8 protein-coding genes are annotated in these 12,556 nt (G+C 71.0%); 2 read left to right on the top strand and 6 right to left on the bottom strand.

The features are described from left to right. From G5C65_RS18965 to G5C65_RS18975, 3 genes are all read right to left on the bottom strand, one after another. Positions 1-1,191 (bottom strand): beta-ketoacyl-[acyl-carrier-protein] synthase family protein (locus G5C65_RS18965; protein ID WP_165300059.1); only part of this gene is annotated, 1,191 nt, incomplete at its 3' end. After that, complete coding sequence (locus G5C65_RS18970; protein WP_165300060.1) at positions 1,188-1,430, bottom strand: acyl carrier protein; 243 nt, start codon at positions 1,428-1,430, stop codon at positions 1,188-1,190. The genes G5C65_RS18970 and G5C65_RS18965, both read right to left, overlap by 4 nt. Before the next feature lie 36 nt (positions 1,431-1,466). Continuing rightward, positions 1,467-2,471, bottom strand: coding sequence for a beta-ketoacyl-ACP synthase III (locus tag G5C65_RS18975; RefSeq protein WP_165300061.1), 1,005 nt, complete (start codon positions 2,469-2,471; stop codon positions 1,467-1,469). Between the two features lie 149 nt (positions 2,472-2,620). On the opposite strand from G5C65_RS18975, the gene G5C65_RS18980 reads away from it, so the two are divergent. Continuing rightward, positions 2,621-4,279, top strand: coding sequence for an acyl-CoA carboxylase subunit beta (locus G5C65_RS18980; RefSeq protein ID WP_165300062.1), 1,659 nt, complete (start codon positions 2,621-2,623; stop codon positions 4,277-4,279). Positions 4,280-4,631: 352 nt separating this feature from the next. After that, positions 4,632-5,396 (top strand): AfsR/SARP family transcriptional regulator, encoded by a 765-nt coding sequence (locus G5C65_RS18985; RefSeq protein WP_165300063.1) that lies wholly within the window; start codon positions 4,632-4,634, stop codon positions 5,394-5,396. A 39-nt stretch (positions 5,397-5,435) separates the two neighbouring features. Here the strand turns inward: G5C65_RS18985 and G5C65_RS18990 are convergent, their stop codons facing one another. The 3 genes from G5C65_RS18990 to G5C65_RS19000 form a co-directional block, all read right to left on the bottom strand. Then, entirely contained in the window at positions 5,436-6,260 is an 825-nt protein-coding gene (locus G5C65_RS18990; RefSeq protein ID WP_165300066.1) for an ABC transporter permease, read from the bottom strand. 5 nt (positions 6,261-6,265) lie between these two features. Further along, positions 6,266-7,252, bottom strand: a complete 987-nt coding sequence (locus G5C65_RS18995; protein ID WP_165300064.1) for an ATP-binding cassette domain-containing protein — start codon at positions 7,250-7,252, stop codon at positions 6,266-6,268. 260 nt (positions 7,253-7,512) lie between these two features. Then, positions 7,513-12,435 carry a type I polyketide synthase gene (locus G5C65_RS19000; RefSeq protein WP_165300065.1) on the bottom strand — a complete coding sequence of 1,641 codons (4,923 nt, stop codon included), beginning with the start codon at positions 12,433-12,435 and terminating at the stop codon, positions 7,513-7,515. Between the last annotated feature and the right edge of the window lie 121 nt (positions 12,436-12,556).

Raw genomic sequence — 12,556 nt, forward strand, 5'->3', positions numbered from 1 at the left:
GTGCCCGCCGAACCCGAAGGAGTTCGTGAGCGCGAGGTCGCTCCGGCGGCGCCGGGCCTCCTTGGTCACGACGTCGATCTCGATCTCCGGATCCTGGCTTTCGAGGTTCGCCGTCGGCGGGATCCGCCCGCTCTCGACCGTCAGCACCGTCAGCGCCGCCTCGATCGCCCCGGCCGCGCCCAGCGTGTGCCCGAGGGTGCCCTTGGCCGACGTGACCGCGGGGCCGGTTCCGAGACAGCGGGCCAGGACCTTGGCCTCGGCCAGGTCGTTCAGCGGCGTCGAGGTGCCGTGCGCGTTGACGTGGTCCACGTCGGTCGGAGCGGCGCCGGCGTCGGCGAGCGCGGTGCGGACGGCTCGCTCCACACCGGTGCCCGCGGGGTCGGGGGCGGTCGCGTGGTACGCGTCGGTGGAGGCGCCGTAGCCGACGAGCCGGGCCCGGGGCCGGGCACCACGGGCCGCGGCGTGGCCGGCGCGTTCGAGGACCAGGATGCCGCTGCCCTCCCCCATGACGAATCCGTCGCGGCCGGCGTCGAACGGGCGCGACGCCGCCGCCGGCGCTTCCGTACGGGTCGACAGCGCACGCATCTGTCTGAAGCCGGTGACGATGAGAGGGGCCACCGGGGCGTCGGTGCCGCCCGCCAGGACGATGTCGCAGACGCCCTGGAGCAGCATGTCGCGGGCCACGCCGATGGCGGTGGCCCCGGAGGCGCAGGCCGTGGAGGTCACCAGGCTCGGGCCGGTCGCCCGGAAGCGGATGCCCAGGTGCCCGGCGACCATGTTCGGGATCACCATCGGCATCAGCAGCGACGACACCGTCTCAGGTCCGTCGTCGTGGAACCTCCGCTGCTGCTTGGCCAGGGTGTCCGCGCCGCCCACGCTGCAGCCGACGACGACGCCGACCCGGGCGCCGTCCCATGTGGCCGGGTCCAGTCCGGCGTCCGCGACGGCCTCCTGCGCGGCGACGAGCCCCAGCTGCACGAACCGGTCGTACTGCATGGTCGCGCGACGGCCGAGCAGTGCCTTGGGGTCGAACTCGGGGACCCGGCAGGAGAAGTCGACCGGCAGCCCGGCCAGCACCGGGTCGGTGGCAGCGGTCGACTCCCCGGCGCACACCGCGCGCCAGGTCGGTTCGGTGCCGACGCCGGCGGCGGTCACCAGTCCCAGGCCCGTGACGACGACACCGTTGGTCATGACGCCGGGTTCAGCTGGGCGTCGATCAGTCTCACGACGTCGGCAACCGTGCTGCGCGGCGTCGCGTCGTCCTCGCCGATCTCCACGTCGAGGTCCCGTTTGATGACGAGGTTGAGTTCCACCAGGAACAGGGAGTCCAATTCGAGCTCCTCGAAGGTGAGGTCCGGGCCGATCTCCTCGGGCTGCACCTCGAACTGGTTGACCAGGATGTCAGTGAGCTGGTCGTAGGTGTTCTTCATCAGGGGCTCCTCATCAGCAGTCGGTAACCTCGCTCGCTAGTCGCAGAGCACGAGATCGGGCCAGGTCAGCAGCGTCGAGCCCCAGGTGAGGCCCGCGCCGAACGCGGTGAGCAGAGTCTGCTGGCCGGGCCGCACGGCACCGTCGGCGACACCGTGGAGCAGCGCCAGCGGGATGGAGGCAGCCGCGGTGTTGCCCACACGGTCGATGTTGGTGACGACGCGGTCGCGGCCGATGCGCAGCTCGTCGGCGAGCTGGTGGACGATGCGGATGTTGGCCTGGTGGGCCACCAGCCGGTCGACGTCGGCGGCGGACCGGCCGGCGCGCTCCAGCACGGTCCGGCCCGAGGCGGTCATCCGCATGACGGCGTGTTTGAACACCTCGCGGCCGTCCATCCTCAGATACTGCTCGCCCTCCCGTTCCGGCCCCTCGGACAGCCGCTGCCGGGACCCGCCGCCGTCGGCCCTGATGAGTTCCGCGCCGGAGCCGTCGCTGCCCAGATCGACGTGGCCGATCGCGCCCGGCTCGCCGGGGTCGCCGGCCCGCAGGACCACGGCGCCGGCTCCGTCGCCGAAGATGGGGGCCGTCCCGCGGTCGAGCGGATCGAGGATGCTGGAGTACGTCTCGGCGCCGATGAGCAGCACCCGGTCGGCGACGCCGGTGGCGACCATGCCGGCGGCGCAGGCGAGCCCGTACATGAACCCGGTGCACACGGCATTGAGGTCGAAGGCGGCGGCGCCGGCCAGCCCCAGCCGTGTCGCGACCTCGGGGGCGGTGGCCGGGCAGATCCGGTCGGGCGTGGTCGTGGCCACGACCACCGCGTCCGCGTGCGGCTCGCCCGAGGAGGCCAGGGCCCGCGCTCCGGCCTCGACGGCGAGGTCGGAGGTGGCGGAGCCGGGTTTGGCGAAGTGGCGGCACGCGATACCGGTACGGGAGCGGATCCAGTGGTCGGAGGTGTCGAGTTCGGCTGGCAGATCGTCGTTCGTCACCACCCGAGGAGGCAGCCAGCCCCCCAGGCCGCTGAGGACCGCGGCACGCATCATGCGCCAAGGATGTCAGCAGGCGCTGAAAGTCGGCTGACGGAACTCTGAACCACCGCCGTTTTCAGTGCTCTTTGAGCAGCCCTTCAGCGGCTGGTCAGGGCCTTGGCGGCGGGGTGCGCGAGCATGCCGGGGTGAGCGAGGATACGTCCATGGACGAACCCGGTTACCCCGAAGCGCACCCCGCCGTGGAACGGCGCGACCTCACCCCGCAGCCGGGGAACCGGGCCGCGGAACCGGTGCGCCCGAGAGCTTCGGGCACCACCGCCGAAAAGATCGCCGACCTGCGGGCCCGGCGCGAGTCGGCCCGGCACGTCCCCGACCGCACGGTCCGCCGCCTCGCCCGGTTCGGCCGGATGACGGCCAGGGACCGCCTGGAGTACCTGCTCGACCCGGGCTCGTTCGTGGAGACCGGCCTGCTCGCCCGCCACCGCTCGACCGGCTTCGCCGCCGACACGGAGCGCCCGAGCGGCGACGGCGTCATCACCGGGCACGGCACCGTGGCCGGCCGCCAGGTGTGCGTCTACGCCCAGGATGCCCAGGCCCTGGGCGGCAGCGTCGGCGAGGTCTTCGGCGAGAAGGTCGGCAAGCTCCTCGACCTCGCCCTGCACACCGGTTGCCCGGTCGTCGCGATCAACGACTCCAGTGGCGCCCGGGTCTCCGAGGGCGTGCTGTCGCTGGCCGCGTACGGCCGCGTGGCCAGCAAGGTGGTCACCGCGTCCGGCGTCATCCCGCAGATCTCGCTGATCATGGGCCCCTGTGCGGGCGGCGCCGTCTACGTGCCGGCCTTCACCGACTTCGTCGTGATGGTCGACCGGACCTCGCACATGTTCGTCACCGGCCCGGACGTCATCCGGAAGGTCACCGGTGAGAAGGTCCGCATGGAAGACCTCGGGGGCGCGCATGTGCACGCCACGGTCACCGGCAACGCGCACTACCTGGCGGAGAACGAGGCCGAGGCACTCGACTACGTACGGGACCTGCTGTCGTTCCTGCCGCCCAACAACCTGGGCGATGCCCCGGTGTACGAGAGCGCGGCGGACCCCGACATCACCTCCGAAGACCTCGAACTCGACTCGATCCTGCCCGATGCGCAGCGCGAAGCGTTCGACATGGCCGAGGTGATCGCGCGGGTGGTCGACGACAGCGATCTCCTGGAGGTGCAGCCGGGCTTCGCACAGAACATCATCTGCGGCTTCGGCCGGATCGAGGGGCGCGCCGTCGGCATCGTGGCCAACCAGCCGCAGCAACTCGCCGGAGCGCTCGACATCGCGGCGGCCGAGAAGGGCGCGCGGTTCATACGGTTCTGCGACACGTTCAACATCCCCATCGTCACGTTCGTCGACGTCCCCGGATTCCTGCCCGGCACCGTCCAGGAGCACCAGGGCATCATCCGGCGCGGCTCCAAGCTCGGCTTCGCCTACATCGAGGCGACGGTGCCGAAGGTGACCGTCATCGTCCGGAAGGCGATCGGCGGCGGATACGCGGTGATGGGCTCCAAGGAGCTCAGCGCCGATATGTGCTTCGCCTGGCCCACCGCGTGGATCGGCGTCATGGGCGCGGCCAGCGCTGTCGACATGCTGTGCCACCGCGAGCTCGCCACCGCCGACGACCCCGGTGAGCTGCGCGAGGAGCTGATCGAGGAGTACGAGGAGACCATGCTGACCCCCTACATGGCGGCCGAACGCGGCAGCCTCGACGACGTCATCACGCCCTCGGAGACCCGGCTGACCGTACTGCGCGCGCTCAGGGCGCTGCGCAACAAGCGTGTGACACTGCCGCCCCGCAAGCACAGCAACATCCCGCTGTAGGGCTGTAGAAAGTATCGGCCCGTGCGGGTACTGCGAATTCCGCTGGCCCCGGGCTCGGTCATCCCGGTGATTCTTGAGCATTCCAGCGGCATCGTCCGGGTATAGGCAATCACAGGGAGCGACAACTTCCGCCAACAGAATGACTTGACCCGGCGGGCCCCCTGGACCACCCCAGTGCCACCCCTGGGGAACCCCTGGACCACCCCTAGATCGCGGGCCGTAAAAGTGGGGTCGACCGGTGCATATATGGGGCAATGGCCGCTTGACGCTACCGAACGGTTCCGGCAAGCATGGGTTTCGCCGATCATTCGTCGGCGTACCACGGACAACGATGGCCAGGCGGAGGGCCCTGATGGAAATAGCAGTTCTCGGCCCGCTGACGGTCATCGGGAAACGTCGTCTCCCGGTGGGCGGCACCAAGGTGCGCGCCCTCCTCGCGCTGCTCGCCCTCAACGTCGGCTCCGTGGTGTCCTGCCAGGACCTGGCCGACGAACTGTGGGACGACCACCCGCCGCGCACCGCCAAGAACACCCTGCAGGCCCACATCGCGCGGCTGCGCCGGCTGCTGGACGACGCCGGCCGTCCGGGCGCGCTGCAGACGGTGAACCAGGGGTACCTGCTGGACCTGAGCCCCGACGCGATCGACGCGGAACGCTTCCACCGCCTCGCCTCCCTCGGCGCCAAGCACGTCGCCGACGACCCGCAGGCCGCCGTCGAGTCCCTCGAACAGGCGTTGCGCCTGTGGCGGGGGCCGGTCCTGCTCGATGCCGGCCCGGGCGCGCGGTGCCGGTCCGCGGCGCTGTGGCTCAACGACAGCCGCATCGCCGCGCACGAGAACCTCATGGCCGCGCGGCTGGCCCTCGGCGAGGAGCGCGCGGTCGCCTCCGAACTGGATCGCCTGGCCGCCCAGCATCCGCTCCGCGAGGGGCTGCAGGACCTGCTCATGCTCGCGCTCTACCGGGCCGACCGGCAGGCCGACGCGATCGAGGTGTTCCACCGGCTGCGCCAGCGCCTCCGCGACGACCTCGGCCTGCAGCCGGGCCTGCAGATCCAGCGCCGGTACCGCGCGATCCTCGACCAGGACCCGGCGCTCGCTCAGCCGCTGCGCGCCGCGTGACCTGACCTGCCCGGCCCCGACGGGCCCGACCCCGGCCGGTCAGTCGAGCGCGCGCCGCATAAACCCCTTGACGCCGGCGAAGCAGAAGCCGATGAGCGACGCGCCCAGGACCAGAAGGGAAATCCACAGCGGCAGCGACTCGACGCCGCTGTCCACCAGCAGCAGTGCGCGCAGCGCTTCGCTGAAGTAGGTCAGCGGGTTGACCGCGCACACCACCTGGAACCACCGAATCGCCTCAAGGCCGAGCCAGGGAAACTGCGTGGCGCCGGTGAACATCAACGGAGTGAGCGTCACCGCGAACATGATCTCGATCCGCTGCGGCGGCACGAAGGTGCCCAGGGTCATTCCGATCGCCGCGCCCACCAGGGACCCCAGCAGAATCACCCCGACCATCCCCGGCGCAGCGCTGAGCGGCCAGTCCACCCCGCTCAGGACGAGCATGCCGATCGGGATCATCAGCACGGCCGACAGCACTCCGCGCGCCGCGCCGAAGAGGATCTTCTCGACCGCGACCAGTTCCAGACGCATCGGCGCCAGGAGCCGGTCCTCGATCTCCCTGGTGTAGGAGAAGTCCAGCACCAGCGGAAGCGCGGTGTTCTGCAAGGCCCCGATGAAGGCGGCCAGGGCCACCACGCCCGGCAGCAGTACCTGCTCGAACTCGTCACCCACATAACCGAGGTCGCCCAGGACCTTGCCCAGGATGAAGAGGGTGAAGAGCGGCTGGAGCACCACCTGCGCGAGGAACGAGGGAAGTTCGCGGCCCGTGACCGACAGGTCGCGCCAGAAGACGGCCATGAAGACACGCGCGGAGCCGGGCGCGCGTGCCGCGTCGTCGTCGCTCTGACGGCCGGGTGTTTCAAGCATGCTGGTCAACGGAGCTCCCGACCGGTGAAATGGATGAACACGTCCTCAAGGCTCGGCCTGCCGATGGCGATGTCGCTCACCTCGCATCCGATTCCGTCGAGCACCTTGACGACGCCCGGCAGCACAGCGGTCGGGGCAAGGGCCGTATAGATCCGGAACTGCTCGTCCGCGCCCGAGGGGTGCGCCGGAAGGCGCTCCACCCGCTCCACGCGCTCCACCCCGTCAGCGCCCGTGAGGGTGAGCGTGGCGTCGTCGGCGGTGGTGCTGCCGGAGAGGCGAAGCGTGACGGTCAAGGTGGTGCTGCCGGGCAGGGTGCGGGTCAGCGCCGCGGGCGTGTCGAGAGCGATGAGCTTGCCGTGGTCGACGATGCCGACGCGGTCGCACAGCTTCTCGGCCTCGTCCATGTCGTGGGTGGTGAGCACCACGGTCACCCCGTCGTCGCGGAGCTCGGATATCCGTTCGTGCACGAACAGCCGTGCCTGGGGATCGAGTCCCGTCGCCGGTTCGTCGAGGAACAGCACGGAGGGCCGGTGCATCAGGGCTCGGGCGATCATCACCCGCTGCGCCTGACCGCCGGACATGAAGTCGACGCGGGCGCCGGCGAAGTCCGTCAACCCCATGCGCTCCAGGAGGAGGTCGGCGGTCCGCTTCCGCTCGGCTGAGCGGACCCCGTGGTAGGCCGCGTGGAACAGCAGGTTCTGCCGGACGTTCAGAGACCGGTCCAGGTTGTTGCGCTGCGGCACCACGGCCAGCACCCCGCGTGCCCGGGCGGGCTCCGCGACCACATCCGTCGAATCGACCAGGGCACGCCCCGAGGTGGGGAGAACTCGCGTGGTGAGGATTCCCACGGTCGTGGTCTTGCCGGCACCGTTCGGTCCGAGCAGACCGAAGACCTCTCCGTGCGAGACGGAAAAACTCAGCCCGTCCACTGCGGGTACCGGGCCGATCGGATATTTCTTCACCAGGTCTTCGACCCGCACGGCATCAGTCACAATGCCGACCCTAACGACTGCTTCCGACGGAAGTACAGCGATGGCGGGGAGCGGAGCGCGCCCCGCCGCAAGATAGGGGTGATCCCAAGGCAGGGACCCCTATCGATGAAAAACTCTCGGAATTCTCGTCGTTCGCGAAGAACTCGGTGAAATCAGCCACCGGGAAATCACGCGACCGTTCACATATGGCGGTGGCCGCCACGGAGCGAATCCGCGGCGGCCACCTTCGACGTGCGGCCATGACGGCACTTCCGGCCGGGCTACTCCGTCCCCTCGCCGAGCTCGTTCTTGATGAATGCGATGAGTTCGTCGTCGCCGGCCGCGTCCAGCTGGTCGGTCAGCGCATCGCCACCGCCCGACTCGGCCGCCGTCCACTTCGCCAGGAACGCCTGCAGCCGCACCGTCACCCGAGCCCGGACCAGCTCGTCCGACCAGCCGGCCGTGTAGGCCGCCTCCAGCTTGTCCAGTGCGCTGATCACGGGCTCGGCCACGTCCGCGCCGCTGTCGCCCAGCTCGTCCAGCAGGTGCCGGGCGAGCACCACCGGCGTCGGATAGTCGAACGCGATCGTCGAGTCGAGCCGCAGCCCGCTGTCCTGCGCCAGGACGGTGCGGAACTCGACGGCCGTCAGCGAGTCGAACCCGAGATCGCGGAACGGCCGTCCGTCGATGTCCTCCCTCGACGTGTAACCGAGCACCGTGCCGATGCCACAGTGGATCATCTCCAACATGGCCGCCTCCTGCTCCTCCAGGCTCATTCCGGCCAGTCGTGCCCGCAGGTCGGCAGCCCTCGCACCACCGTCGTCCTCCTGGGCCGCCGTCGATCCAGCGGTCGGGGCGCCGTCTGCTTCCACGAACCCTCGGAGCAGGGCGCTGGGCCGCATCAGCGTGAACGTCTCGGCGAAGCGGGGCCAGTCGACGTCGGCCACCGTCAGACCGCTGTCGTTCCGGTCGATCGCCTGGGCCAGGGCCCGCATCGCCAGGTCCGGGTCCATCGGCGTCAGACCACGCCGGCGCAGGGCCCGGGCGGCTTCGGAGTCCGCGGCCATACCGGCCCCGGCCCACGGGCCCCAGGCGATCGACGTGCCCGCAAGCCCCCGCTCGCGGCGGGACTGGACCCACGCGTCCAAGAACGCGTTCCCCGCCGCATACGCACCCTGACCACCGCTGCCCCACGTCGCGGCAATCGAGGAGAACACCACGAACAGGTCGAGCGGCAGATCGCGCGTCAGCTCGTCCAGATACCTCGTCCCGTCGACCTTGGCACGCAGCACCGAGGCGGCCGCCTCCGGCGTGGTCGCCTCCAGCGGCTGCTGATCGTCCAGACCGGCCGCATGCACGACTCCGGTCAGCGGCCACTCGGCCGGAACACCGGCGACGACCGCGGCCAGAGCGTCCCGGTCGGCCACGTCGCACGCGGCCACGCTCACCCGCGTACCGAGCCCGGACAGCTCGTCCAGCAAGCCGTCCGGAGCGATGCCGCGGCGGCTGGTCAGGACCAGATGCGGCACGCCCCGCCCTGCCAGCCAGCGGGCCACCTGCGCGCCCAGAGCCCCGGTGCCGCCAGTGACCAGCACCGTTCCGGACGGGTCCGGGCTCCAGGACGCCTCCGTCACCCCGGCCGGCACCGCCCGGATCAGCCGCCGGCCGTACACCCCCGACTCGCGGATCGCGACCTGATCCTCCACGTCACCGGCCCGGCCGGCGAGGACCTGGACGAGCCGCTCACCGGCCGCCGCATCCACGACCTCCGGCAGATCGACCAGGCCGCCCCAGCGGTGCGGGACCTCCAGCGCCGCAACCCGGCCCAGCCCCCACACCGCCGCCAGCGACGGGTCCTCCAGCCGGTCCGAGCCACCCACCGACACCGCACCGCGCGTCAACACCCACAGCGGAGTCGCGACCTCACCCAGCTCCTGCACCGCAGCCAAGGTGTCCGCCCAGCCCTCGGCGTGCAACACCACCCCAGCCACATCGGGCAGCTCCGCAACATCCCGGGCGGGCACACTCACCACTGTCGCGCCCACTGCCGCCAGCGCCGCGGATACGTCCGCGTCCTCGGGCCCGACGACCACCCACGTACCCGACAGCCTCGCCGACGGCAGGCCGCCCAGCGCGTCCCACGCGACCCGGTAGCGCCACGAGTCCAGCCCGTTGCCGACGGCTGCTCCGGCCGACGGCTGTGGCCAGTACCGCTCGCGCTGGAAGGCGTAGGTGGGCAGGTCGACCGTGCGGCCGCCCCAGTCGGCGAACACCCTGGCCCAGTCGATGCGGGCGCCGGTGGTCCACAGGCCGCTGATCGCGGTGAGGACGGCGTCGGTCTCGTCGCGGCCCTTGCGCAGGGCCGGCGCGAAGACGGCGCCGGTAGTGGTGTCCTGAGCCATGCCGGACAGCACCCCGTCGGGGCCGAGTTCGAGGTACCGGTCGACTCCGAGCTCGGCCGTGGTGGCGACGCCGTCGGCGAAGCGGACGGGCTGGCGGACCTGGTTCAGCCAGTACTCCGGCTGCTGCATGGCGCCGGGCTCGGCGACCGCTCCGGTCAGGTTCGATACGACCGGGATCCGTGCGGGGTGGAAGGTCAGGCTGTCCAGGACGGTGGCGAAGTCGTCCAGCATCGGCTCCATCAGGGCCGAGTGGAAGGCGTGCGAGACCGTCAGGATGTTCACCCGCCGGCCGTGGGCGGTGCACTCGGCCGCGTAGCGGTTTATGGCCTCCAGGTCACCGGAGAGCACGACGGACTGGGGGCCGTTGACGGCGGCGATGTCCAGTCCGGAGTCCGTGACGTCGGCGAGGTCGGCTTCGGTGGCCTGGACGGCGAGCATGCCGCCGCCGGCGGGGAGTGCCTGCATGAGGCGGCCACGCTCGGCGACCAGGGTGCAGGCGTCGTCCAGATCGAGAATCCCCGATACGTGGGCGGCGGTGATCTCGCCGAGGGAGTGGCCCAGCAGCACGTCCGGGGTGATGCCCCAGGACTCGATGAGGCGGTAGAGGGCGACTTCGAGGGTGAACAGGGCGGTCTGCGCCCACAGGGTGTCCTCCAGACCGGTGCCGTCGGCCAGGACTTCGCGCAGCGGACGCTCCAACCGCACATCCAGGCGGGCGCACACCGCGTCGAAGGCTTCGGCGAAGACGGGGAACTGCTCGTAGAGGTCCAGGCCCATGCCGGGGCGCTGGGAGCCCTGGCCGGTGAACAGGAACGCCAGCAGGCCCTCACCGGAGACACCGGTCGCGAGGACGCCGTCCCCGGCCAGCACCGCGCGGTGCTCCAACCCGGCGCGCGTGGTCGCCAGCGACCAGCCGACATCCACGGCGTCCAGCTCGGGCCGGTCGGCCACGAACGACCGGAGCCGCTCGATCTGCGCCCGCAGGGCGGCCTCGGACTTCGCGGATACCGGCCACGGCACCGTCTCCGGTGCCTGCCGTGCCGCAGGGTTCGGCAGCGGCTCGGGTTCCGCTGCCGGTTCAGCCTGTGGGGGCGCCTGCTCCAGGATGACGTGCGCGTTGGTGCCGCTGATCCCGAAGGACGAGACGCCCGCACGGCGCGGCCGGTCCACCTCGGGCCACGACCGTGCCTCGGTCAGCAGCTCCACCGCACCAGTCGACCAGTCCACCTGCGGCGAGGGCTCATCCACGTGCAGCGTCGACGGCAGCACACCGTGCCGCATCGCGTGCACCATCTTGATCACACCCGCGACACCCGCTGCCGCCTGGGCGTGGCCGATGTTGGACTTGATCGAGCCCAGCCACAGCGGCTCGCCGTCCTCGCCGCGGTCCTGGCCGTAGGTGGCCAGCAGCGCCTGCGCCTCGATCGGGTCCCCGAGGCGGGTGCCGGTGCCGTGCGCCTCCACGGCATCCACGTCCGCAGCCGTGAGGCGGGCGTTCGACAGCGCCTGACGGATGACGCGCTGCTGGGAGGGGCCGTTCGGCGCCGTCAGCCCATTGCTCGCACCGTCCTGGTTGACGGCGCTTCCGCGCACCACGGCGAGGATGTGGTGCCCGTTGCGCTGCGCGTCCGAGAGGCGTTCCACCAGCAGCAGACCGGCGCCCTCGCCCCAGCCCGTACCGTCCGCCGACGCCGCGAACGCCTTGCACCGGCCATCGGACGCCAGCCCGTCCTGCCGGTCGAACTCCGCAAACGCCGCCCCCGTGGCCATCACCGTCACACCCCCCACCAAAGCCAGCTCACACTCACCCGACCGCAACGCCTGCCCCGCCCAGTGCAACGCCACCAACGACGACGAACACGCCGTATCCACCGTCACCGCCGGACCCTCCAGCCCAAACGCATACGCCACCCGACCGGACAGCACCGCCGCCGCATTCCCCACCCCCGCATGCCCGTCATCCGCGTCCTGCGACGCCGCGAGCACCTGCGCATAGTCCTGGCCGTTCGTCCCCGCGAACACGCCGACACCACGGCCACGCTGCGACCTCGGGTCCATCCCGGCCGACTCGAACGCCTCCCACGCCGCCTCCAGCAGCAACCGCTGCTGCGGATCCATCGCCAACGCCTCACGCGGCGAAATCCCGAACAACCCCGCATCAAACCCACCCGCATCGGAAACAAACCCACCAGCACCACCAGGCACCCCAGCCGGCCAGCCACGATCGGCCGGGAACGCCGACATCGCATCCACCCCGCCCGCAACCAGATCCCACAACTGCTCCGGCGACCCGACCCCACCCGGGAAACGGCACGCCATACCCACAATCGCCAACGGCTCATCCACCAGCGCGAGCTCCCTCGGTGAAGCGGACACTGCCGTGGAATCCGTCACGACCAGCTGTGCCGACAGGTACTCGGCCAGGACCGTCGGCGTCGGGTAGTCGAAGACGAGCGTGGTCGGCAGCCGCAGTCCCGTGTGCGCAGCGAGGAGATTGCGCAACTCCACGGCGATCAGCGAGTCGAAGCCGAGCTCCTTGAACGCCCGCCCCGGCTCGACGGCCTGTGCGCTCGCATGCCCCAGGACGGTAGCGGCGTGCGCGCGGACCAGATCCAGCAGGATCTGGTACCGCTTCTCTTCCGGCACGGCAGCAAGCTGCTGGCGCAACCCGGACTCAAGACCCTCGTCGGTCAACGGTCCCGGCGATGTCACGGCGGCTTCGGGGAGCTCGGCCAGCAGACGGCTGGGGCGCGCGGAGGTGAACGCCGGAACGAACCGCTCCCAGTCGATGTCCGCCACCATCACATCCGTACTCCCGCACTCAACAGCCTCCGCGAACGCCCGCAGAGCGAGCTCCGCATCCAACGGCCGCATCCCCCCGCGCCGCAACCGCTCCACCACCACCCCATCAGCCGCCATACCC

Source organism: Streptomyces boncukensis (assembly GCF_011045075.1).
In the GTDB taxonomy this organism is placed as follows: domain Bacteria; phylum Actinomycetota; class Actinomycetes; order Streptomycetales; family Streptomycetaceae; genus Streptomyces; species Streptomyces boncukensis.